The 23183-nt window shown below is 68.2% G+C and carries 17 protein-coding genes; 12 read left to right on the top strand and 5 right to left on the bottom strand.

All coding sequences use genetic code 11. The features are described 5' to 3' along the window. Positions 1-53 precede the first annotated feature (53 nt). From OXR08_RS08505 to OXR08_RS08495, 3 genes are read right to left on the bottom strand one after another with little or no spacing between them, the layout of a single operon-like run. On the bottom strand, positions 54-1625 hold the full coding sequence (locus tag OXR08_RS08505) for an efflux transporter outer membrane subunit (RefSeq protein ID WP_267349302.1): 1572 nt from the start codon (positions 1623-1625) through the stop codon (positions 54-56). Then, positions 1625-4828, bottom strand: coding sequence for an efflux RND transporter permease subunit (locus OXR08_RS08500; protein ID WP_112381187.1), 3204 nt, complete (start codon positions 4826-4828; stop codon positions 1625-1627). Before OXR08_RS08500 ends, OXR08_RS08505 begins: the two co-directional genes overlap by 1 nt. Before the next feature lie 7 nt (positions 4829-4835). Further along, entirely contained in the window at positions 4836-6059 is a 1224-nt protein-coding gene (locus tag OXR08_RS08495) for an efflux RND transporter periplasmic adaptor subunit (RefSeq protein ID WP_211368629.1), read from the bottom strand. A gap of 189 nt (positions 6060-6248) precedes the next feature. On the opposite strand from OXR08_RS08495, the gene rpiA reads away from it, so the two are divergent. The 7 genes from rpiA to OXR08_RS08460 all read left to right on the top strand — a co-directional run bounded on the left by rpiA (position 6249) and on the right by OXR08_RS08460 (position 13382). After that, on the top strand, positions 6249-6917 hold the full coding sequence (rpiA, locus tag OXR08_RS08490) for a ribose-5-phosphate isomerase RpiA (protein WP_267349301.1): 669 nt from the start codon (positions 6249-6251) through the stop codon (positions 6915-6917). A gap of 73 nt (positions 6918-6990) precedes the next feature. Next, positions 6991-9081, top strand: coding sequence for a transketolase (gene tkt / locus OXR08_RS08485; RefSeq protein WP_267349300.1), 2091 nt, complete (start codon positions 6991-6993; stop codon positions 9079-9081). Beyond that, positions 9081-10205: a transaldolase gene (gene tal / locus OXR08_RS08480; protein ID WP_267349299.1), complete on the top strand. Its 1125-nt coding sequence runs from the start codon at positions 9081-9083 to the stop codon at positions 10203-10205. The genes tkt and tal overlap by 1 nt, the downstream gene beginning before the upstream one ends. 129 nt (positions 10206-10334) lie before the next feature. After that, on the top strand, positions 10335-11318 hold the full coding sequence (gene gnd, locus OXR08_RS08475; protein WP_112381183.1) for a phosphogluconate dehydrogenase (NAD(+)-dependent, decarboxylating): 984 nt from the start codon (positions 10335-10337) through the stop codon (positions 11316-11318). Further along, entirely contained in the window at positions 11315-12136 is an 822-nt protein-coding gene (locus OXR08_RS08470; RefSeq protein WP_267349298.1) for a Cof-type HAD-IIB family hydrolase, read from the top strand. The genes gnd and OXR08_RS08470 overlap by 4 nt, the downstream gene beginning before the upstream one ends. Further along, entirely contained in the window at positions 12133-12879 is a 747-nt protein-coding gene (locus OXR08_RS08465; RefSeq protein ID WP_267349297.1) for an HAD-IIB family hydrolase, read from the top strand. Before OXR08_RS08470 ends, OXR08_RS08465 begins: the two co-directional genes overlap by 4 nt. Then, positions 12876-13382 (top strand): biliverdin-producing heme oxygenase, encoded by a 507-nt coding sequence (locus OXR08_RS08460; RefSeq protein ID WP_267349296.1) that lies wholly within the window; start codon positions 12876-12878, stop codon positions 13380-13382. The genes OXR08_RS08465 and OXR08_RS08460 overlap by 4 nt, the downstream gene beginning before the upstream one ends. A gap of 153 nt (positions 13383-13535) precedes the next feature. Here the strand turns inward: OXR08_RS08460 and OXR08_RS08455 are convergent, their stop codons facing one another. Further along, positions 13536-15686, bottom strand: a complete 2151-nt coding sequence (locus OXR08_RS08455) for a histidine kinase dimerization/phosphoacceptor domain -containing protein (RefSeq protein ID WP_267349295.1) — start codon at positions 15684-15686, stop codon at positions 13536-13538. A 156-nt stretch (positions 15687-15842) separates the two neighbouring features. Between OXR08_RS08455 and OXR08_RS08450 the strand changes: the two genes are divergently transcribed. The 5 genes from OXR08_RS08450 to OXR08_RS08430 are packed head-to-tail and all read left to right on the top strand — an operon-like array spanning position 15843 to position 21173. Next, a complete protein-coding gene (locus OXR08_RS08450; protein ID WP_267349294.1) occupies positions 15843-17009 on the top strand; it encodes an acyl-CoA dehydrogenase family protein in 1167 nt (388 codons plus the stop codon). Then, positions 17006-18601: a carboxyl transferase domain-containing protein gene (locus OXR08_RS08445; RefSeq protein ID WP_267349293.1), complete on the top strand. Its 1596-nt coding sequence runs from the start codon at positions 17006-17008 to the stop codon at positions 18599-18601. Before OXR08_RS08450 ends, OXR08_RS08445 begins: the two co-directional genes overlap by 4 nt. Before the next feature lie 6 nt (positions 18602-18607). Next, on the top strand, positions 18608-18889 hold the full coding sequence (locus OXR08_RS08440; protein WP_267349292.1) for a barstar family protein: 282 nt from the start codon (positions 18608-18610) through the stop codon (positions 18887-18889). Between the two features lie 2 nt (positions 18890-18891). Further along, positions 18892-20730 carry an acetyl/propionyl/methylcrotonyl-CoA carboxylase subunit alpha gene (locus OXR08_RS08435; RefSeq protein WP_267349321.1) on the top strand — a complete coding sequence of 613 codons (1839 nt, stop codon included), beginning with the start codon at positions 18892-18894 and terminating at the stop codon, positions 20728-20730. After that, the gene (locus OXR08_RS08430) at positions 20727-21173 is read left to right on the top strand and encodes a MaoC family dehydratase (RefSeq protein ID WP_112381176.1); all 447 of its coding nucleotides are present in this window, start codon (positions 20727-20729) and stop codon (positions 21171-21173) included. Before OXR08_RS08435 ends, OXR08_RS08430 begins: the two co-directional genes overlap by 4 nt. 36 nt (positions 21174-21209) lie before the next feature. Here OXR08_RS08430 and OXR08_RS08425 read toward each other — a convergent pair. After that, the coding region (locus OXR08_RS08425; RefSeq protein WP_267349291.1) for a TonB-dependent receptor at positions 21210-23183 on the bottom strand (1974 nt) is incomplete at its 5' end.

Below are 23183 nucleotides of genomic sequence, written 5' to 3'. Positions count from 1 at the left end.
AGACGGCCTGCCGACGGGAATGTCGCCGGACCGGGATAAACTTTCCGGTCCGGCTATCGACGTGTTCCGTCGGGGGCCACCTCCACCGGGCCGTTGCGGGTCGCCTCCAGCAGCGAGTCCCCGCCCAGCACCCGGTACAGCGTAACCCGGTTCGACGCGGCGACCAGTTGCGTCGTGATGACCGTCTGTTGCGCGGCATAGAAGGAGCGCTGGGCATCCAGCGTGTTGAGGAAGGGCGTGATGCCGCCGCGATAGCTGGCATCCGCCAGCCGCAGCGTGTCGGCCGCGGCCGCCAGGAAGCGCTGGTTTGCGGATAGCTGCTCCGCGATCGTCCCCTGCCGTGCGAGCGCGTCGCTGGTTTCGCGGAATGCGATCTGGATGGCGCGCTCGTAATTGGCGAGTGCCGCATCGCGCTGCGCCTCGGAATAGCGGACGCCGGCCACGCCGGCGCCGGCGCGGAAGATCGGATAGCTGACCGAGGGGGCGACCGAATAGTTGAAGCTGCCCCCCGAGAAGAGGGAGCCGAGCGCGGTGCTGGCAAAGCCGACGAGACCGGTGAGCGAGATGCGGGGGAACATGGCGGCGCGGGCGGCGCCAACCTCGCCGTTCACCGCACGCAGTTCATATTCGGCCTGCACCACATCGGGGCGGCGCAGGAGGATGCCCGAATCCAGTCCGGCGGGCAGCGCGACGATCGCCGGTGCCGCCTCTTCGATCGAGGCCGGCAGCAAGGTCGGGTCGACGGGGGCGCCGACCAGCAGTTGCAGCGCGTTGATGTCCTGCGCGACCAGCGTACGTTGCTGCGCCAGATCGGCGCGCGCGGTTTCCAGTATCTGTTCGGCCTGACGCAGATCGGTGCGCGGTGCGATCCCGCCGGACAGCCGTGCCTGGGTCAGGCGCACGCTCTGTTCGGCGACGCGGGCGGTGTCCTCGGCAATCTTGAGCAGGCTGCGATCCGCCCCGTAGGTCAGCCACGCGTCCCCGATCTCCCCGACCAGCGACAGCCGTGTCGCGCGCGCCGCCGCCTCCGTCGCGAAATAACGATCCAGCGCCGCACCGGTCAGCGCCCGGATGCGGCCGAACAGGTCCAGCTCGAACGCGGTTGCGCCCAGATCTACCGAGAAGGCGCTGCCCCCCGAAGAACTGGTGACGACGGTGCCGCCCGTCCCCGTACCGCCGCCGGTGCCCGGGGTGGCTCCCGTCCCGGTACCGGTGCCGGTTCCTGTGCCCGTACCCGTTCCCGCGCCTGTGCCGCCGCCGCTCGTGGCGGTGCTGCGAGCGCCACGGCCCCCGCCGGAGTAAGTGTAGCGGCCGCTGGCGTCGAGCTGGGGGAGGAGGTCGGCGCGCTGGATGCGGTATTGGGCGCGGGCGGCGGTGATGTTGGCGGCGGCGACACGCAGGTCGCGGTTGGTGGCGAGCGCCTGGGCGATGAGCTGTTGCAGGCGGGTGTCGCGGAAGATGTCGCGATAGGTGACGGCAGGAAGCGTCGCCTCCGACTGGCGCAGATAGGCATCGCCCACCGGCCACGACATCGGGACGGGTAGTTCCGGGCGCACATAGTTCGGTGTCATCGAACAGCCCGCCAGCGCGCCGGCCGCGAGGAGAAGGGAGAGCGTCTTCGTCATCAGGCCTGCTCCGCCTCCTTGCCGCGGTGGCCGGTCGGGCGGCCGCGAACCTTGGCCAGACCATCGCGCACCCCGCGCCGGACCAGCACGAAGAACAGCGGAATGTAGAAGATCGCCAGCACGGTAGCGGTCAGCATGCCGCCGATTACCGCGGTGCCGATCGCGATGCGGCTGTTCGCGCCCGCACCCGTCGAGATCGCCAGCGGCAGCACGCCGAAGATGAAGGCGAAGCTGGTCATCAGGATGGGCCGCAGACGGATGCGCGCCGCCTCCAGCGCCGCATCGATCACGCGCTTGCCCTGTTTTTCCGCCTGTTCGGCAAATTCGATCATCAGGATCGCGTTCTTGGCCGCCAGACCCATCGTAGTGAGCAGACCGATCTGGAGATACACGTCGTTGGTCAGACCGCGCAGCGTGACGAAGGCGATGGCGCCGATCAGGCCTAGGGGGATGACGAGGAGGACGGCGATGGGGATCGACCAGCTTTCATAAAGCGCGGCAAGACACAGGAAAACCACGAGAATCGACAGGCCGTACAGGATCGGCGCCTGACCCGCCGACAGGCGTTCCTGGTACGAAAGGCCCGCCCAGGCGACCGACGTGCCCGGAATCTGCGCGGCAAGCTCCGCGATCCGCTCCATCGCGTCGCCCGAGCTTTTGCCCGGCGCCGCCGAACCCTGGAATTCGAAGGACGGGATGCCGTTGAAGCGCGACAGCGTGGTCGGCGCCTGACCCCAGGCGATCGTCGAGAACGACGAGAAGGGCGCCATCTGCCCGGCCGAGCCGCGGACGAACCACTGCTTCAGATCGTCGGGCTGCGACCGGAACGGCGCATCGCCCTGCACGAACACGCGCTTGACACGGCCGCGGTCGATGAAGTCGTTGACATATTGCCCGCCCCAGGCGGTCGACAGCGTGGAATTGACGCTGGCCTGGGTCAGCCCCAGCGCCGCCAACTTCTGCTGGTCGATATCGACGCGCAGCGTGGCGATGTCGGGCAGTTCGGTCAGACGCACCGAGGCGAGATCGGGATCGGCATTGGCGGCGGCGAGCAGCTTGTCGCGCGCCTCGGCGAACTTCTCCTGGCTCATGCCCGAGCTGTTCTGCAGCTGCATGGTGAAGCCGTCCGACTGACCGAGGCCGCGGACCGCGGGCGGCACCAGCGCGAAGACCTGCGCATCGCGAAGCCCGCTAAAGGCCGCGGAGGCACGGCCGACGACCGCATCCGCGCTGTTCTCCTTGCCCTTGCGCTCGCTCCAGTCGACGAAGTTGATGAAGCCCTGGCCGGTATTCTGGCCGCTGGTGCCGCCACCGCCGCCGCCGGCGACGGTGAAGAGTACGCGGACGTTCTTGCCCTCATGCTGGGCGAAATACTGCTCCACCTGACGCTGGATCTGGAGCGTGCGTCCCTGCGTCGCGCCGGCAGGCAGGCGGAACTGGACGATCGCGGAGCCCTGGTCCTCGGTCGGCAGGAAGCCGGTGGGCAGGCGCAGGAACAGCACCGCAAGCAAGGCCAGCGTGCCGGCATAGATCAGCAGGAACAGCCATTTGCGGTCGACCACATAGCGGACGGCCCCGGTATATTTGTCGACGCCCTTGTCGAAATTGGTGTTGAACCAGGTCTTGGCCCGCTCGAACCCGTGGGCGACGCGCGGGAACTTGCGCTCCAGCCATTCGGCTTCCTCGCCCTCCTGCTTCTTGCGCTTGAGCAGGGTGGCGGTGAGTGCGGGCGAGAGGATAAGGGCGACCAGCACCGACAGGATCATCGCGGCGACGACGGTGACCGAGAATTGCCGGTAGATGACGCCGGTCGAGCCGCCGAAGAACGCCATTGGCAGGAACACCGCCGACAGGACGAGGGCGATGGCGATCAGGGCGACGGTGATCTCGTCCATCGACTTGATCGTCGCGTCGCGCGGGGACAGTTCGGGGTCCTCCTCCATCAGACGCTCGACATTTTCGACCACGACGATCGCGTCGTCGACGAGCAGGCCGATGGCGAGAACGAGGCCGAACAGGGTCAGCGTGTTGATCGAGAAGCCGGCGAGATAGAAGACACCAAAGGTGCCGAGCAGCACGACGGGCACCGCGATCGTCGGAATGAGCGTCGCGCGCCAGCTTTGCAGAAAGACGAACATGACGATGACGACGAGGATGATCGCCTCGAACAAGGTCTTCACCACCTCGTCGATCGACAGCTTGATGAAGTCGGTGGTGTCGTTGGCGTAGGCGATCTTCAGGCCGGGCGGGAAGCCCTTGGCGACGCGGGCGATCTCCGCCTTCACCGCCTCGGCGGTCTTCAGGGCGTCGGCGCCCGGCGCCATCAGCACCGCGATGCCGGCGCCCGGATGGCGGTTGATCCGGCTGACCGCGGCATAGCTTTCCGCGCCCAGCTCGATCCGGGCGACGTCCGACAGGCGCACGGTGGCGCCGCTGGTCAGCGTCTTCACGATGATGTTGCGGAACTGCTCGGGCGTTTGCAGGCGCGACTGGGCGGTGACGGTCGCGTTCAGCATCTGCGTGGTGGGCGAGGGCAGGCCGCCGACCTCGCCGGCCGCGACCTCGGCATTCTGGTTCTGGATGGCGGTGGTGATGTCGGACGGGATCAACTGGTAGCTGTTGAGCCGTTCGGGATTCAGCCAGATGCGCATCGCATATTGCGAGCCGAACACGTTGGTGTCGCCGACCCCCTGGACGCGGCCGAGCGGATCCTGAAGATTGGACACCAGATAGTCCGACACGTCCTGGTTCGTCATCTTGTCGGTTTCGTCATAGACGCCGGCGATGAGCAGGAAGTCCGGGTTGGACTTGCGGACGGTCAGGCCCTGTTGCTGCACCTGTTGCGGCAGACGGGCGACCGCTTGCTGCACCTGGTTCTGCACCTGGACCTGCGCGATATCGGGGTCGGTGCCCTTTTCGAAGGTGGCGGTGATCGTCACCTGGCCGCGGCTGGACGAGGAGGACGAGAAGTAGAGCAGCCCGTCGATGCCGGTAAGCTGCTGTTCCAGCACCTGGGTGACCGAGTTCTGCAACGTCTGCGCCGAGGCGCCGGGGAAATTGGCGCGGATCGACACCTGTGGCGGGGCGACGTCGGGATATTGCGCGATCGGCAGGCCCATGATGCCGCCGATGCCACCCAGCATGACGAGGATGGCGAGAACCCAGGCGAAGATCGGGCGATCGATGAAGATGCGGCTGATCATGGCCGGGTCAGCCCGCCTTCTGCTTGGACTGCATCTGCTTCATCTGTTCGGGCGATGGCGGGGCGACGCGCTGCGGCGACGCGGCGGCTACGGGCTTCACCGTCTGGCCGGCGCGCAGGTTGTTCAGCCCTTGCGTGATGATCCGCTCGTTGCCGTCGAGGCCGCCGGTGACGACCCAGGCGTCGCCCTGGGTACGATCGGCACGAATGGTCTTTTGCGCCGCCTTGTTGTCCGGGCCGACGACGAACACGGTCGCATTCCCCTTGGGATCACGCGACACCGCCTGTTGCGGGACGAGATAGGCCCGGCGGTTGATCGCCTGCGCGAAGCGGGCGCGGACGAACATGCCGGGGAGCAGCAACCCTTGCGGATTGGGGAAGCGGGCGCGCAGCGTGACGGTGCCGGTCTGCTGATCCACCACATATTCGGCGAACTGCACGGTGCCGGCGGGGCCGTATTCGCTGCCATCCTCCAGCTTCAGGTGAACCTGTGCGGAGGCGGGGACGATGCCGTCGCGCGTCAGGCTGCGGCGCAAGCCGAGCAGGTCGGCGGCGGATTGCTGGATGTCGACAAACATCGGATCGAGCCGCTGGATCTGCGCCAGCGGATCGGCCTGGTTGGCGGTGACGAGCGCGCCGACGGTGAACAGCGAACGGCCGATGCGGCCGGTGATCGGCGCGGGCACGGTGGTGAATTGCAGGTTGACGCGCGCGGTCTGCAGCGCGGCCTGGGTCTGGGCGACGCTGGCCTGCGCCTGGCGGCTGGCGGCGAGGGCGTTGGTGTAATCCTGCTTCGACACCGCCTCGATCTCGGCGAGCGGGCGGAAGCGTTCGGCCTGGATGCGCGTCGCCTCCGCGTTCGCGCGGGCGCTCTGGAGGTTGGCGGCGGCCTCGTTGACGGCGGCGCTATAGACGCGCGGGTCGATCTCGTAGAGCGGCTGGCCGCGCTGGACGAGCGCACCTTCGGTGAAGAAGCGGCGGCGGATCACGCCGGAGACCTGCGGGCGCACGTCCGAGCTTTCGAACGCAAAGGTTCGCGCGGCGAGTTCGACCACCATCGGGGCATCGGTGGGCTGGAGCGTGACAAAGCCGACCGTGGGCGTGCGCTGACCCGGACCCTTGCCCGCCGCCTTTTGCTCACCGCCGCCGCCACATGCGGCAAGCAGCAGGGCGAGGGTGAGGAGGGCGACACCGGCCGGCAGCCGGCGCCCGCGAATCGATGCTGTGTTCAAGTCGTTCTACCTGTGTCTCGTATCGCGCAGCCGTTTCTGCACGGCCGACGGCGCGGCGCGGGAAATGGGTTGTGCGATCTGACCTAATGGCGGCGAGCGGGACGGAAATGCAAGCCGGTGGACGCGTTATATGTGTCGCAATTTGTCGCAACGCCCGCTTTCCCGAAATACCCAAGGATCAACAGGATCATGACGATCGATACCGACAAGCGGGCCGCCGCCGCCGCCGCCGTGGAGATGGTGCGCGACGGGATGCTGGTAGGGCTGGGCACCGGCAGCACGGCGGCGCACCTGATCGCCCTTCTGGTCGATCGCCGGCCGGCGATCGAGGTGGTCGCCACGTCCGAGGCGAGCGCGCGGGCCGCGCGGGAGGGCGGGCTGGTGGTGCGCGATTTTGCCGGGATCAGCCGGGTCGACCTGACCATCGACGGAGCGGACGAGATCGATTCGACGCTGGTCGCGGTCAAGGGCGCGGGCGGGGCGATGCTGCGCGAGAAGGTGGTGGCCGCCGCGTCCGACCGGATGGTGGTGATCGCCGACGCCAGCAAGCGCGTGGACCGGGTGGGCGCGGCGAAACTGCCGGTGGAGGTTCTGCCCTTTGCCGAGCGCTTCGTGGCGCGCGCGCTCGCCGGTTTGTTCGAGCGGGTGGAAAAAAGGGAGGGGGTAGAGACGGATAACCGCAATGTCATCTTGGACGGCCATGGCTGGCGCGATGCCGATCCGCAGCGGATGGCGGCCGCGGTGGCGTCGATCCCCGGCGTGGTGGGGCACGGCCTGTTCCTGTCCGAGGTGGATGCAGCGATCATTGCCGAGAATGGTGTTGTTACGAGACTGGAACGGAGGGCGCTTGGCCGTTAAGGCCGAAAACGTCTTGGCAACCAGATCGGATGCGCGGGCGTTCGGTCGCTGACGAGAATGAGGCCCCACTTTCATGACTGACGCAGCCACCACCGCTTCGAGCGCGGACTCGCACCTTCACGAGGACGGTTCGATCGAGCGCCTGACGATCGATACGATCCGCACCCTGTCGATGGATGCGGTGCAAAAGGCCAATTCGGGCCACCCCGGCACGCCGATGGCGCTGGCGCCGGTCGGGCACACGCTCTGGTCGCGCTATCTTCGCTTCGACCCGGCCCATGCCGACTGGCCGAACCGCGACCGCTTCGTGCTGTCGGTGGGGCATGCGTCGATGCTGCTCTACGCCCTGCTGCATCTGGCGGGGATCGAGGAGATCGACGCGGACGGCAACAAGACCGGCAACCCGGCGATCAGCCTGGATGACATCAAGCAGTTCCGGCAGCTCTCGTCGCGCACGCCGGGCCATCCCGAATATCGCCACACCACCGGGGTCGAGACGACCACGGGCCCGCTGGGCGCCGGTTGCGGCAACTCGGTGGGCATGGCGATCGCCGAGCGCTGGCTGGCCGCGCATTTCAACCGCGAGGGTTTCCCCGTCTTCGACCATGACGTGTACGTGGTGTGCGGCGACGGCGACATGATGGAGGGCGTCGCGTCCGAGGCGGCATCGACCGCCGGGCACCTGAAGCTGTCCAACCTGTGCTGGATCTACGACAGCAACCATATCTCGATCGAGGGCGGCACCGACCTCGCCTTCGACGAGGATGTGGGCAAGCGGTTCGAGGCCTATGGCTGGAACGTGCTGCACGTGGACGACGCCAACGACGTGGGCGCGCTGTGCAAGGCGCTGGACACGTTCAAGGCCACGCAGGACAAGCCGACCTTTATCGTGGCGCACTCGGTGATCGGCTATGGCAGCCCCAAGGCGGGCAGCGAGAAGGCGCATGGAGAGCCGCTGGGCGACGACGCGATCCGCGCGACCAAAAAGGCCTATGGCTGGCCCGAGGATGCGCAGTTCCTGGTGCCGGACGGCGTGCGCGAGGCGTTCCAGGGCGCGATCGAGGCGCGCAGCAAGCCGCTGCGCGACGAATGGGTGGCGATGGTCGATCGCTACCGCCAAGCGCATCCGGAACTGGCGGCCGAGCTCGACGCGATGCTCAAGGACGAGCTGCCCGAGGGCTGGGACGCCGACCTGCCGGTCTATGAGGCGGATGCCAAGGGCGTGGCGAGCCGCGAGTCCGGCGGCAAGGCGCTGAACGCGATCGCGGCCAAGGTGCCGTGGCTGGTCGGCGGATCGGCGGATCTGGCGCCCTCGACCAAGACGCTGATCAAGGATGGCGGGTCGTTCCAGGCGGGCTCCTATGGCGACCGCAACATGCATTTCGGCGTGCGCGAGCATGGCATGGGCGCGATCGTGGATGGCATGGCGCTGTCGCACCTGCGCTCCTACGGCGCGACCTTCCTCGTGTTCGCCGACTATATGCGCGCACCGATCCGGCTGGCGGCGATCATGGAGATCGGCGCGATCTTCGTCTTCACGCACGATTCGATCGGCGTGGGCGAGGACGGGCCGACGCACCAGCCGATCGAGCATCTCGCCACGCTGCGTGCCATTCCGGGGCTGGACACGATCCGGCCGGGCGACGCCAACGAGGTGTCGGAGGCGTGGCGCTGCGCGATGACCAACAGCAGCCGGCCGACGGTGCTGGTGCTGTCGCGCCAGCCGCTGCCGACGCTGGACCGGGGCAAGTACGCGTCCGCGTCGGGCGTGGAGAAGGGTGGCTATGTTCTCGCCGATTGCGACGGCACGCCCGACGTGATCCTGATCGCGACCGGATCGGAACTGGCGCTGGTCACCGAGGCGTATGAAAAGCTGTGCGCCGACGGGGTGAAGGCGCGGGTCGTGTCGATGCCGAGCTGGTATCGCTACGAGATGCAGGACGCCGCCTACAAGGAGTCGGTGCTGCCGGGCCATGTCACCGCGCGTCTGGCGGTGGAGCAGGCCGGGTCGATCGGATGGGACCGTTATGTCGGCCTGGCGGGCCGCACGATCACCATGTCGACGTTCGGGGCCTCCGCCCCCATATCCAAGCTGCAGGACAAATACGGCTTCACCGTGGACAATGTCGTCAAGGTGGCGCGCGAACTGCTGGAGACCAAGTGATGAGCACGCTCAAGGACATGAGCGCCGCGGGCTGCGCAGTGTGGCTCGATTTCGTGGATCGCAAGTTCCTGGAGGCGGGCGGGCTGGACGCGCTCGTCGCCGAGGACGGGCTGACCGGCGTGACGTCGAACCCGTCGATCTTCGAAAAGGCGATGGGCCATGGCGACGCCTATGACGGAACGCTGGCCGCGTTCGACAAGGAGAACCCCGGCGCGGCGACGATCGACCGTTACGAGCATCTGGCGATCCAAGACATCAAGGCGGCAGCCGAGACGCTGCGCCCCGTCTACGACCGGCTGGACGCCAAGGACGGCTATGTCAGCCTGGAGGTGTCGCCTTACATCGCCGACGATACCGACGCGACGATCGCCGAGGCCGAGAAGCTGTGGCATGCGGTCGACCGGCCGAACCTGATGATCAAGATCCCCGGCACGCCGGCGGGCGCGCCCGCCATCGCGGCGACGATCGCCAAGGGGATCAACGTCAACGTCACGCTGCTGTTCTCGCAGGAATCCTATGCGCGGGTGGCGGAAGCCTATGCGATGGGGCTGGAGGAGCGGGTGAAGAAGGGCGAGCCGGTCGACCGGATCGCCAGCGTCGCCAGCTTCTTCGTCAGCCGCATCGATTCCTCGATCGACAAGGCGATCGACCAGCGCGTGAAGGACGGCGATCCGGAGGCCGAGGCGCTGAAGGCGATCCGCGGCAAGGTGGCGATCGCCAACGCAAAGCTCGCCTATCAATGGTATCTGGACTTCATCAAGTCCGACCGCTGGCAGGCGCTGGCCGCAAAGGGCGCGCAGCCGCAGCGGTTGCTCTGGGCATCGACGGGTACCAAGGACCCGGCCTATCCGGACACGCTGTATGTCGACACGCTGATCGGGCCGGACACGGTGAACACCATGCCGCCCAAGACGATGGATGCGTTCCGCGAGCGTGGCACGGTGGCGAACACGCTGACCGCCGATGTGGACGATGCGCGCCACGTACTGGCCGAAGCCGAGCGGCTGGGGCTGGACCTGAACGGCGTGACGGGCCGGCTGGTCGAGGAGGGCGTGGCGTCCTTCACCACCGCGTTCGACGATCTGCTGGGTGCGATCGCCAAGAAGCAGCCGGCCGAGGCGTAAAGCCGATCAGGGGGAGGGACCTTAAACCGGGTTGCGTTGTTCGCAGCCCCTCACTCTCCCCACGGCAGGGCCGTGGGGTCCTTCCCTCTCTGCCGGGTGGCGAGGGCAATATTGAGTAGGAGCGTTTGCATGAAAATCGGTCTGATCGGTCTTGGCCGGATGGGCGGCAACATCGCGCGGCGGTTGATGAAGGCCGGCCATGAGGTCGTCGCCTGGGATCGCGATGCGGCGGCGGTGGAGAAGCTGACCGCGGACGGCGCGCAGGGCGCCAGCGGTATCGCGGACATGGCGACCAAGCTGGACAGTCCCGCCATCTGGTGGGTGATGCTGCCCGCAGGCGGCCCGACCGAGGACACGATCCAGCAGATCTGCGCCGACGCGAAGGCGGGCGACATCGTGATCGATGGCGGCAACAGCTTCTACAAGGACGATATCCGCCGCGCCAAGGAACTGCGGGAAAAGGGCATCGAATATGTCGATGTCGGCACGTCCGGCGGCGTATGGGGGCTGGATCGCGGCTATTGCATGATGATCGGCGGCAGCGAAGAGACGGTGCGCTATCTCGACCCGATCTTCGACACGCTGGCGCCGGGCACGGGCGACATCGTCCGCACGCCGGGCCGCGTCGCCGAAAAGGCCGACCCGCGTGCCGAAAAGGGCTATATCCATGCCGGACCCGCGGGTGCCGGGCATTTCGTGAAGATGATCCACAACGGCATCGAATACGGCCTGATGCAGGCCTATGCCGAGGGCTTCGACATTTTAAAGTCGAAGAATTCCGACAAGCTGCCGGAAGATGAACGCTTCGACCTGAACCTGACCGACATTGCCGAGGTGTGGCGGCGGGGCAGCGTGATCTCGTCCTGGCTGCTCGATCTGACCGCAAGTGCGCTGGCCAAGGACGAGATGCTGGAACAATTCTCCGGCCATGTCGCAGATTCGGGCGAGGGCCAGTGGACGATCGATGCGGCGATGGAGGAAAAGGTGCCGGCCAATGTGCTGACCGCCTCGCTGTTCGCGCGCTATCGTAGCCGCGTGGAGCATACCTTCGGCGACCAGGTGCTGTCGGCCATGCGCTTCGGCTTTGGTGGCCACACCGAAATCCCGCAATGACGACGCCGATCCGGCTCGTCGTCTCCGATGTCGACGGCACGCTGGTCGATCCCGACAAGACGCTGCGCCCCGCCACGATCGCGGCGGTGCGGCGGCTGGAGGCGGCGGGCGTCGGCTTCACGATCATCAGTGCGCGGCCCCGGTCGGGGCTGATGGCGCTGGTCGAGACGCTGGGGGTCGATGCCCCGGTAGGTGCGTTCAATGGCGGGACGGTGTTCCGCCGGGACGGGACAATCGAGGCGCGCTTTCGCGTGCCCGAACCTGTGGTGCGCGGCGCTCTGGAAGCGGCCCGCGACGTGGCCGTTGATATCTGGGTGTTCGCCGCCGATCGCTGGTATGCCAGCAATCCGGAGGGGGAGCATGTCGATCATGAGCGCATCGCCTCCGCCCAGGAGCCAGTGATCACGCGGGATTTCGATGCGCTGGCGGGCGAGGTCGACAAGATCACCTTTGTCAGCGACGACCCGCCTGTGCTGCGTGCGCTGCATGAGCGGATCGCGGGCGTGCACGGCGACGATGCCACCATCGCGCAGTCGCAGACCTATTATCTCGACATCACCGCGCTGGAAGCAAATAAAGGCAAGGGTGTCGCATCGCTCGCCAAGGCGTTCAACGTGGGCCTAGCGGAGGTCGCCGCGATCGGGGACCAGGCGAACGACCTGCCGATGCTGCTGCGCGCAGGCCTGCCCATCGTGATGGGCAATGCGCCCAGTGCCGTAAAGGCACAGGTGGCGACACATACCCGTTCCAACGCCGAAGACGGCGTGGCACACGCCATTGATACCATTATCTTTCCCCGCACCGGAGTTCGTACATGAAGCAGCTCGTCGCCTTCGACCTCGATGGCACCCTGGCCGAAAGCAAGCAGCCGCTGGGCGATCCGATGGGCGAGGCACTGGCCGATCTGCTGGACGTGGCGCATGTCGCGGTAATCTCCGGCGGGGACTGGCCGCAGTTCGACAAGCAGGTGGCGAGCCGCCTGCCCGAGCGCGCCGACCGGTCGAAGCTGTGGCTGATGCCGACGACGGGCACCAAGCTGTTCACCTGGCAGGACGGGCAGTGGACCACGGTCTATGCCGAGCTGTTCGACGATGCGACCAAGGCCAAGATCCTGGAGGCGTTCGATGCCTCGCTGGAGGCGACCGGCTTCGTGCCCGAGCAGACCTGGGGCGAGCGGATCGAGGATCGCGGCAGCCAGATCACCTTTTCCGCACTGGGCCAGCAGGCGCCGGTCAAGGAAAAGGAGCATTGGGACCCCAAGTTCGAGAAGCGCAAGGTGATCCAAGCCGACCTGAAGAAGCGCCTGCCGGGCCTGTCGATCAACATGGGCGGCGCGACCTCGATCGACATCACGCAGGAAGGCGTCGACAAGGCGTACGGCCTGAAGCGCCTGCGCGACGAGAGCGGCATCGCGCTGGATGCGATGATGTTCATCGGCGATGCGATCTTCCCCGGCGGCAACGATTATCCTGCCAAGGAGCTGGGTCTGGACACGGTGCGCGTGCGCGATCCGGAGGAAACGCTGGCGGTGATCGCCGGGATCGTTGCCTGCCTGAAGTGAGCGCGGCGCTGGCATTGCGCGAACGGACCGCCGCCGCACATGCGGCGGTGGATGCGGCCTTTGCAGGCTATGACCTTGCGGATGCCGGGGGCTATCGGGCCTTCCTGATTGCGCATGCGCGGGCTTTGCCAGCGGTGGAGGCGTGGCTTTCGGGCCGTGCAGGCATGCCCGACTGGCGGCCGCGTGCGGGGGCGCTGGCGGAGGATCTGGCGGCGCTTGGCGTCGAAACGCCGGCGCCCTTGCCGTTCGCCTTGCCCGATGACGATGCGGCGGCCTGGGGCGCGCTCTACGTGGTCGAGGGATCCCGGCTGGGCGGGGCGATGCTGGCACGCGACGTCGGGGCGGGATTGCCGCGAGCGTATCTCTCCGCAGTGTTTGAGCCGGGGGAGTGGCGTTCCTTACGCGCGGCGCTGGATGCGGCGCTGGTGGACGAGGGCGCGCTGGACCGGGCCGTTGGTGCGGCGGAGGCGACGTTCGGGTTGTACCAACGGGCTTTGGTGTAGCTTCCTCTCTCCTTCGGGGAGAGGAAGGGGACCCGCGGCGTGAGCCGTGGGGAGGATGAGGGGTAGCCAGCGGTGCTGCGCGTGGGGCAGCCCCTCACCCCAGCCCTCTCCCCGAAGGGGAGAGGGAGCAGGATTGTCACTGCTTAATGGGTGTCAGCTTGGCCGATCCTCGATCGGGGCGGTGACGATCACGCGCAGGCCGGGCTGGTTGTCGACATGGTCGATGGTGCCGGACAGGCGGGACATCATGGCGGTCATCATGCGGCTGCCGAAGCCGGCCCCGTCCCCCGTCTTGCCGCGGCCATCGTCGGCCACGATCAGGCGCAGGCGGTTGCGATGCTGTTCCAGCGAAATGGCGATCGGCCCGGCCGCGCCGCCATAGGCATATTTGGTCGCGTTGATGAGCAGTTCGGTGGTCACCAGCCCAAGATTGATCGCCCGGTCGGTGGGCATCAGGACGGGGGCGAGGTCGAGGCGGATCAACTGCGCCCAGTCGGCGCCCAGCGACGCCTTCATGTCGCCGACCAGTTCCTCCAGATAGCGGGCGAGGTCGACCGTCTGGATCTGGTCGTCGCGGTAGAGACGGCGATGGACCAGCGCGACCGCGGACAGGCGCGCCTGCGCCTCCGACAGATGCGCGCGCACGGTGGGGTCGTTGGCCGCCTTGCTTTGCAGCGACAGAAAGGCCGAGACGAGCTGGAGGCTGTTCTGGACGCGGTGGTCCACCTCCTTCATCAGCACGTCCTTCTGCTGGAGCAACGCGTCCTTGTCGGCGAGTGTCCGCTGCAACTCGGTGTTCAGCGTGCGCAGGCGCTGCGTCTGGTGGATGTCGTGCAACGCGCGGCGCAGGCGATGCGCGGCCTCGATCTCCTCCAGCGTCCAGTGGCGGGCGCGACCGCGCACCGTTTCCACCCAGCTTTCGAACGAGGCGCGCGGCGACAGGATCTCGCCGGGCTTCAGGTCGACCGCCTTGTGGGGGTTGCCGGCCCATTCGACTTCCTCGACCTGTTCGGCGCGGAACCAGAGCAGGACGGCGCCGTCATCGACCAGCGGCAGTGCGAGCAGCCCGCTGGCTCGGTCCGAATAATCCGCAGCTTCCGGTACATGCTGCGCCAGCTCGTGCGTCGCGAACAGGTCGCTGGTGCCGCGTGCACGCACCCAGCGCGCCAGTTCCTGAATGTCGAACGATCCCGGATGGATGCCGTGACAGGCGACCGTCGGACCCTGGACCAGGGCAAAGCCGTCGCTGCGGAACATCTGGCACAGCTCGTTCGACAGCGCGTCCACCGCCTTGCGCAGCGATCCGCTGGTCGCGATGCGGGGCAGCAGGCTGTCTTCCGCGGCGCGCAGGCGCAGACGCTCGCGATAGGTGTCCGCTTCCTCCTTGGCGCGGATCTGGCGGGCAAGGCCGCTGGCGAGCATCGCGGCGGCGGAGCGGGTGGCGGGCGACAGGCGGCGCGGCGCGGCATTGTGGCACGCGATCAGGCCCCAGAGCAGCCCGTCCTTGACGATCGAGATCGAGGCGGACGCGCCAACACCCATATTGTGCAGGTAGCGCAGGTGGATGGGCGATACGCTGCGCAAGCCGACGTCGGACAGGTCGGTAGTCTCGAAGCCGATCGGGCGGAGGGGGGCCGGGGTATAGTCGATCGCCGGGATCGCCCGGGTGCGGTTGCGGATGTAGAGCGCGCGGGCCTGTCTGGGGATGTCGGACGCGGGGAAGTGATGGTGGAGAAACGTGCCGGTATCGGGCGCGGCATCCTCGGCGACGACGCGACCGGCATCGTCGTCGAGAAAGCGGTACACCATGACCCGGTCGAAGCCGGTCAGCGCACGAAAGGCGACCGCGGCACGCTCGCACAGCGATTGCAGGTCGCCGGCCCGCTCGAAGGTGGTCGCGGCGGCATCCAGCCAGGGCAGCACGCTGCCCCGACCCCAGGGCGCGTCCCGCTCGGCGGGTTCCAGCTCGACCAGCAGCCGGTCGCCGCCGCGGTGCAGCGCGACCTCGAACTGCTCGGTGGCGGTGGTCAGCGGCTGCGCGGTCAGGGTGGAGCCCAGGCCGACCATGGTGTTGGCGAGGAGCGCGGAGATATCCTGTGCGAGCAGATCGGACAGCGTGCGGCCCAGCCAGTCGGGCGCAAGCCGTTCCTCCAGCGCGCCGGCACCCGCGATCACGGTCAGCGTGGCCGGATCGGCGACCAGCAGCAGGCCGTGGGGCTGGATGGCACCCGGGATATGGATCGGCTCGCGATCGCAGACCGTTAGATCGGCGCCGATCGGCGGCGTTACGGGCAACGTTGCCATGGGTACACATCTCTCACTGGATGGCAGCCGCATGCCGGTTTTCGAGCGGCGTTGCAAATTTGGAAGAGAAATGCCGAATACCGTACAAAGAGCGCTCTTCCCCTCAAGACCGAATTGAAGCTAGAAGCGAAAGAAAATTACAGACCCGGAGAGGCCATGATCGACGATTTCGACTTCGCGCTCGGCGAGAGCGCGGACATGATCCGCGATGCCACGCGACGCTTCGCCACCGACCGTATCGCCCCGCTGGCCGCGCGGATGGATGCGGAGGACTGGTTTCCCCGCGACCTCTGGCCGGAAATGGGCGCGCTGGGTCTGCACGGCATCACCGTCGGCGAGGCGGATGGCGGGCTGGGACTGGGCTATCTGGACCATGTCGTCGCGATCGAGGAAGTCAGCCGCGCCTCGGCCTCGCTCGGCCTTTCCTACGGCGCACATTCCAACCTGTGCATCAATCAGATCAGCCGCTGGGCAAGCCCCGAGCAGAAGGCGAAGTACCTGCCCAAGCTGATCTCCGGCGAACATGTCGGCAGCCTGGCGATGTCGGAGGTTACGGCCGGGTCGGACGTGGTGTCGATGAAGCTGAAGGCCGAGGCGGTCGAGGGCGGGTTCCGGTTGAACGGCACCAAGTTCTGGATCACCAACGCCGCCTATGCCGACACGCTGGTCGTTTATGCCAAGACGGGGGAGGGAAGCCGCGGGATCACGGCCTTCCTGATCGAGCGCGACATGCCGGGCTTCGCGATCGGGCAGAAGATCGACAAGATGGGCATGCGCGGATCGCCGACCGCCGAGCTGGTCTTTACCGACTGTTTCGTGCCGGCGGAGAATGTGATGGGGCCGCTGAACGGCGGCGTCGGCGTGCTGATGAGCGGGCTGGATTACGAGCGCGCGGTACTGGCGGGCATCCAGCTTGGCATCATGCAGGCCTGCCTCGACGTGGTGGTGCCCTATGTCCGCGAGCGCGAGCAGTTCGGGCAGGCGATCGGGACGTTCCAGCTTATCCAGGCCAAGGTGGCCGACATGTATGTCGCGCTCAATTCCTCGCGCGCCTATGTCTATGCGGTCGCGCGGAGCTGCGACGCGGGGCGGACGACGCGGTTCGATGCGGCGGGCGCGATCCTGCTGGCGAGCGAGAATGCGGTCAAGGTTTCGCTGGACGCGATCCAGGCGCTGGGCGGGGCGGGCTATACCAAGGACTGGCCGGTGGAGCGCTTCGCACGCGATGCCAAGCTGCTCGACATCGGTGCAGGGACGAACGAGATCCGCCGCATGCTGATCGGCCGCGAACTGATCGGCGCCAAGCCGAAGGTCGCGCAATGAGGGTGCTGCCGAGCGCGGTGCAGACGGAAGCCGAAGCATTCCGCGCCAATGCCGCGCATAATCGCGCGCTGGCCGAGCGGCTGCGCGCCGATGTCGCGATCGCCGGGCTGGGCGGCAGCGAGGCGTCGCGCGAACGCCATGTCGGCCGGGGCAAGCTGTTGCCGCGCGAACGGGTGGAGCGGCTGCTCGACCCCGCCTCGCCGTTTCTGGAAATCGGACAGCTGGCGGCGAACGGCCTTTATGGCGGGGAGGTGCCCGGCGCGGGCGTGATCGCCGGGATCGGCTGGGTATCGGGGCGGCAGGTGATGATCGTCGCCAACGACGCGACGGTGAAGGGCGGCACCTATTACCCGCTGACCGTGAAGAAGCATCTGCGCGCGCAGGAGATCGCGGCGGAAAACCGGCTGCCCTGCCTGTATCTGGTCGATTCGGGCGGCGCGAACCTGCCGCATCAGGCGGAGGTGTTTCCCGACCGCGACCATTTCGGGCGCATCTTCTTCAACCAGGCGCAGATGTCGGCGGCGGGCATCCCGCAGATCGCGTGCGTGATGGGAAGCTGCACTGCGGGCGGCGCCTATGTGCCGGCCATGTCGGACGAGACGGTGATCGTGCGCGAGCAGGGCACGATCTTTCTGGCCGGGCCGCCACTGGTCAAGGCGGCGACGGGCGAGGTGATCTCTGCCGAGGAACTCGGCGGGGCGGAAACGCATGGCCGGCGATCGGGCGTGGTCGATCATGTCGCGGAGAATGACGAGCACGCGCTGACCCTGTTGCGCGATATCGTCTCCACGCTGCCGCCGCAGATGGCGGCGCCGGTCAACATGGCGCCCCCACGCGCGCCGCTCTATTCGGCGGAGGAACTGTACGGACTGATCCCGTCGGACGTGCGGGCGCCCTATGACGTGCACGAGGTGATCGCGCGGATCGTCGACGGTTCGGAATTCCATGCGTTCAAGCCGCTCTACGGCACCAGCCTGGTTTGTGGCTTTGCGCATATCCATGGCCAGCCGGTCGCGATCCTGGCGAATAACGGCGTGCTGTTCTCCGAGAGCGCACAAAAGGGAGCGCATTTCATCGAGCTGGCATGCCAGCGGCGTATCCCGCTGCTGTTCCTGCAGAATATTGCGGGTTTCATGGTGGGCGGCCGGTACGAGGCGGAGGGTATCGCCAAGCACGGGGCCAAGCTGGTGACCGCGGTCGCCACCGCGCAGGTGCCCAAGATCACGGTGGTGATCGGCGGCAGCTTCGGCGCGGGCAATTACGGCATGTGCGGACGGGCCTATTCCCCGCGCTTCCTGTTCACCTGGCCCAATGCGCGGATCAGCGTGATGGGCGGCGAACAGGCGGCGAGCGTCCTGGCCACCGTCCACCGCGATGCCGCCCGCTGGAGCGAGGAGGAGGCGGATGCCTTCAAGGCGCCGATCCGCGCGAAATATGAGGAAGAGGGCAATCCCTGGTACGCGACGGCGCGGTTGTGGGACGATGGCATCATCGATCCCGCGCAGACGCGCGACGTGCTGGGCCTGGCGCTGGCCGCGACGCTGAACGCGCCGATCCCGGAACGCGCGGCCTTCGGCGTGTTCCGGATGTAGTGCGCGATGGCGATGGATCTGTGCATCGACGGCGCGAGCATCGTGGACGAGGCGGACTTCCATGCCCGCATCCGTGATGCGTCCGGCGTCGACTGGTATGGCGGCAGCCTGGATGCGCTGTTCGACCTGCTGGTTGCCGTTGTCGATCCGCCGATCGCCATTCGCCTGCGCCATGCCGCGGCTGCTCGCCTGACGGTCGGCGCGCGGTTCGATCGTATCCTGACCGTGATCCTGGACGCCATCGCCCTGCGGGGCGGCACCGCGATCACGCTTGTGCTGGAATCCTGATGATGATCTCTACCCTGTTGATCGCCAATCGCGGCGAGATTGCCTGTCGGGTCATTCGCACGGCGCGGGCGATGGGTGTGCGTAGCGTGGCCGTCTATTCCGAGGCGGACGCGAGCGCGCTGCATGTCGCCTTGGCCGATACGGCGGTGCTGATCGGACCGGCGGCGGCGCGGGACAGCTATCTGCGCGGCGACCGCATCTTGGAGGCGGCACGGGCAAGCGGGGCGGATGCGATCCACCCCGGCTACGGCTTCCTCAGCGAGAATGCCGACTTTGCGCAAGCCGTGATCGATGCCGGCCTGACCTGGGTCGGCCCGAACCCCGACAGCATCCGCGCGATGGGGCTGAAGGATGCGGCGAAGGCGCGGATGATCGCCGCAGGGGTGCCGGTGACGCCGGGCTATCTGGGTGAGGATCAGGGCGAGGCGCGGTTGGCGGCGGAGGCCGATGCGATCGGCTATCCCGTGCTGATCAAGGCGGTTGCGGGCGGCGGCGGCAAGGGGATGCGGCGGGTGGACGCGCCCGGCGACTTCGCTGCGGCGCTCGCCTCGTGCCGGCGCGAGGCGGCGGCGTCGTTTGGCGACGATCGCGTCCTGATCGAGAAATATATCCTGTCGCCACGCCATATCGAGGTGCAGGTGTTCGGTGACGGCCACGGCAATGTCGTGCATCTGTTCGAGCGCGATTGTTCGTTGCAGCGGCGACATCAGAAGGTGATCGAGGAAGCGCCGGCGCCGGGAATGGACGAGTCGACGCGCGAGGCGGTGTGCGACGCGGCGGTCAGGGCGGCGAAGGCGGTCGACTATGTCGGCGCGGGCACGATCGAATTCATCGCCGATGCGGGCGAGGGCCTGCGCGCCGACCGCATCTGGTTCATGGAGATGAACACCCGGTTGCAGGTCGAGCATCCGGTGACCGAGGCGATCACCGGCGTCGATCTGGTGGAGTGGCAGTTGCGTGTCGCGGCGGGCGAGCCCCTGCCGGTCGCGCAGGCGGACCTGTCGATCCGGGGGCACGCGATCGAGGCGCGGCTCTATGCTGAAGACCCGGCGCGCGGCTTCCTGCCGTCGATCGGACGGCTGGAGGCGTTCGACCTGGGCGACGGGGCCGGCATCCGCATCGACACCGGCGTGCGGCAGGGCGATGCGGTGACGCCCTATTACGATCCGATGATCGCCAAGGTGATCGCGTGGGGGCACACGCGCGAGGACGCACGCGTGGCCCTGCGCGACAGGCTGGCCGGCGCGACGGTGTGGCCGGTGCGCAGCAATGCGGGCTTTCTGGTGCGGGCGCTGGAGCATCCGGCGTTCGTGTCGGGGACGGTGGATACCGGGCTGATCGCGCGGGAGGGCGACGCGCTGTTGCCGCCGGCACAGCCCGATGCGGCGGTGCTGGCGGCGGCGGCGACGGCGATGGTGCAGCCCGGGCCGCTGGCGGGCTTCCGGCTGAATGCCGCGGCGCGGTGCGAGGCGCGGGTGCTGCTGGACGGGCAGGCGGTGACGGTGACGCTGGGGGCGGCGGCGGAGCGGCCGGCCGCACCCTATGTGATGCAGGGCGGGCAGAGCTGGACGCTGGCGCCGTGGCGGGTGGATGGTGCCGCGGCCGGGGGCGCGTCCGACGGGGCGATCCTGTCGCCGATGCCGGGGCGGATCATCGCGGTGGCGGTGGAGCAGGGGGCGCAGGTGGTGCGCGGCCAGCCGCTGGTGACGCTGGAGGCGATGAAGATGGAACATGCGCTGGTCGCGCCGTTTGACGGGGTGGTTGCCATGCTGGACGCGGTGACGGGCGGGCAGGTCGCCGAGGGGCGGTTGCTGGTGCGGATCGAGAAGGACGCGGCATGAGCGGGCGCACATTCGAGGGGTGGACGATCGGCGACCGGATCGAGCATCCGATCCGCCGGACGGTGACCGAGACGGACAACCTGCTGTTTTCCACCATGACGCACAATCCGCAGCCGCTGCACCTGGATGTCGAGGCGGCGCGGGCGAGCGAGTTCGGGCAGATCCTGGTCAACGGCACCTTCACCTTTGCCCTGATGGTCGGGCTGTCGGTGGGGGAGACGACGCTGGGGACGCTGGTCGCCAATCTGGGCTATGACGAGCTGGTGATGCCCCACCCGGTGTTCCTGGGCGACACGCTGCGCGCGACGACCGAGGTGGTGGCGCTTCGCGACAGCCGTTCGCGGCCCGAGGCGGGGCTGGTGACGTTCCGGCACGAGGCACTGAACCAGCGCGACCAGATCGTCTGCCGATGCCTGCGGACCGCGCTGGTACGGCGGGGCTGAGCGGGCCGGCACCGCAAAACAGGCAGGCCTCCCCCGCTACAGGCGATAGCGCAGGCCGATCCACAGCGTGCGGGGGACGGCGCGCTCGACGATGCCCGCGCCGGAAAAGCCGGTTTCCACCGTCTCGTCGCCGATATTTTCGGCCCGGGCCTCGACCGCGAGGGTGGGGGTGAGGGGAAGCGAGGCAAAGGCATCGACCGTGGTTGCGGCGGCCAGCGCGCGGCTGTTCTGGTCGTCATCGAACTGGCGGGCGACGTGGCGGACGGTGGCGGTCAGCGCGGCGCGCCCCTGCGTATAGCCGAGCGTGCCCGAGACCTGATCGCGCGGCGTCTGCGCCGGGCGCAGATCGTCGAGCGCGGCGGCAGGACCGGATCCCTGGACACGGGCATTGGTGTGGGACCAGCTTGCGCGGGCGAGCAGGGGGCCGCGCGTCCAGCGGCCGTCCAGCTCGAAGCCGTGGGCGCGCACCGCATCGAGGTTGCGGCGGACGCGGTAGGTGCCGCCGGCGGCGACGAAGCCGACGCCGGGGAAGGTGCCGGGGCCGGCGCCGGCAGTGACGTTGGCGATGGCGTCGGTCAGCCGGTTGTAGAAATAGGTGGCCGAGACGCGGACACCGGGAAGCGGGGTCAGGTCGATCCCGCCCTCCACCCCGGTCAGATGTTCGGGGTTCAGGTCGGGGTTCGCCGCGGTGGCGTCGGCACCGACTCGAAAAGGACGATAGAGTTCGTTGAGCGTCGGCAGGCGCCAGCCGCGATAACCGGCGACCCGCAGGGTGACGGGTTCGGCGGGGCGGAAGGCGAGGCCGGCGCGGCCGGTCCATTCGGTGCCGGAGCGATCGGCAAAGCGTGCATCGGTCAGCACCGCGGAGGTGGCCAGCGTACGCTCGGCCAGCATGCCGCCCCTGATCTGCCACCCGTCGACCCGGCCGCCGGCGGTGAGGGTCAGCGCGCCGGCCTCCACGCTGCCATCGGCGAACAGGCCGGCGGTGCGCGAGGCGCCCCCCGCCTCGCGCCGGCGGGTCGGAAGGCCGGCGACGAAGGTGTAGAGTTCCTGCGTCTTGCCCGACACGTCGCGGATATCGGCGCCGATGCGCAGGGCGACCTGCTCGCCGATCGGGGGCGCGACCTCCAGCCGGGCGCCGAGGCCGGTGGCGGGAGTGTTATACTGGTCCAGCGTCTGCGTGGCGGTGGTGCGGGCGGCGTTGATCGCGGCGAAGCTGGAGGCGAAGGCGCGCGTCTGAAGATAGGCGAGCGCCGACCAGCCCCAACGTCCGCGCCCGACGAGGCGGATGCTGGCGTCGGCGCCCTCCGACTGGTTGGCGGTAAAGGCGGTGCCGCGCTCGCGCCGGTCGGTAAAGGCGGAGACGTTCATCTGCACCTCCGTATCGGGTGTAATGCTGGCGACGCCGCGGATCGCGCCCGAGGCCTGTTCGAAGGGGGCGGGGCGATCGACCGGGCCACGCTGCGCGGCGATCGTCGGGATGAAGCCGTCGCCGCGCGTATAGGCGCCGGCGATCGTCGCGAAGCCGCCAGGGCGGACGAGCGAGGCGGCCCCTTGCGCATCGACCGAGTCGCGGCTGCCATAGGCGGCATAGAGGTCGACCGGGCTGAGCTGGTCGGGGGTGGCGCTGTCCAGTTCGATCGTGCCGGCGAGCGCGCCGGGGCCCTGATAGCCCGAGCCGCCGCCCCGGGTGACGCGCACCCGGCCGAGGCGACCGGTGGCATAAGCCGGGAAGGCGACCCAGCCGCCGAACGGATCAGTCTGGGGCACGCCATCGAGCAGGAGGAGCGTGCGGCTGGCGGCGTTGCCGCCCAGTCCGCGCAGGGTGATGCCCTGGCTGGTCGGATTGGCCGAGCGGCTGTCGGAGCGGCGGAACTGTTGCAGGCCGGCGACGTCGGCCAGCACGCTTTCCAGACGGTTGCTGCCGCTTTGCAGGATGCGGTCGCGGTCGATCGTCACCACGTCGAAGGCGCGGTCGCCGGGGGCGTCGTCCAGCCCGCGCCCGGTGAC

The sequence above is a fragment of the Sphingomonas sp. GM_Shp_2 genome (assembly GCF_026540875.1).
Taxonomy (GTDB): Bacteria; Pseudomonadota; Alphaproteobacteria; order Sphingomonadales; family Sphingomonadaceae; genus Sphingomonas; species Sphingomonas carotinifaciens.
This window is presented reverse-complemented; position numbering and strand designations above follow the sequence as displayed.

What these genes read in the sequence shown, in the direction of transcription:
- OXR08_RS08505 (WP_267349302.1), bottom strand. Translation starts at nt 1,625, where the DNA reads ATGACGAAGACGCTCTCCCTTCTCCTCGCGGCCGGCGCGCTGGCGGGC.
- OXR08_RS08500 (WP_112381187.1), bottom strand. Translation starts at nt 4,828, where the DNA reads ATGATCAGCCGCATCTTCATCGATCGCCCGATCTTCGCCTGGGTTCTC.
- rpiA (WP_267349301.1), top strand. Translation starts at nt 6,249, where the DNA reads ATGACGATCGATACCGACAAGCGGGCCGCCGCCGCCGCCGCCGTGGAG.
- tkt (WP_267349300.1), top strand. Translation starts at nt 6,991, where the DNA reads ATGACTGACGCAGCCACCACCGCTTCGAGCGCGGACTCGCACCTTCAC.
- tal (WP_267349299.1), top strand. Translation starts at nt 9,081, where the DNA reads ATGAGCACGCTCAAGGACATGAGCGCCGCGGGCTGCGCAGTGTGGCTC.
- gnd (WP_112381183.1), top strand. Translation starts at nt 10,335, where the DNA reads ATGAAAATCGGTCTGATCGGTCTTGGCCGGATGGGCGGCAACATCGCG.
- OXR08_RS08470 (WP_267349298.1), top strand. Translation starts at nt 11,315, where the DNA reads ATGACGACGCCGATCCGGCTCGTCGTCTCCGATGTCGACGGCACGCTG.
- OXR08_RS08465 (WP_267349297.1), top strand. Translation starts at nt 12,133, where the DNA reads ATGAAGCAGCTCGTCGCCTTCGACCTCGATGGCACCCTGGCCGAAAGC.
- OXR08_RS08455 (WP_267349295.1), bottom strand. Translation starts at nt 15,686, where the DNA reads ATGGCAACGTTGCCCGTAACGCCGCCGATCGGCGCCGATCTAACGGTC.
- OXR08_RS08450 (WP_267349294.1), top strand. Translation starts at nt 15,843, where the DNA reads ATGATCGACGATTTCGACTTCGCGCTCGGCGAGAGCGCGGACATGATC.
- OXR08_RS08445 (WP_267349293.1), top strand. Translation starts at nt 17,006, where the DNA reads ATGAGGGTGCTGCCGAGCGCGGTGCAGACGGAAGCCGAAGCATTCCGC.
- OXR08_RS08440 (WP_267349292.1), top strand. Translation starts at nt 18,608, where the DNA reads ATGGCGATGGATCTGTGCATCGACGGCGCGAGCATCGTGGACGAGGCG.
- OXR08_RS08435 (WP_267349321.1), top strand. Translation starts at nt 18,892, where the DNA reads ATGATCTCTACCCTGTTGATCGCCAATCGCGGCGAGATTGCCTGTCGG.
- OXR08_RS08430 (WP_112381176.1), top strand. Translation starts at nt 20,727, where the DNA reads ATGAGCGGGCGCACATTCGAGGGGTGGACGATCGGCGACCGGATCGAG.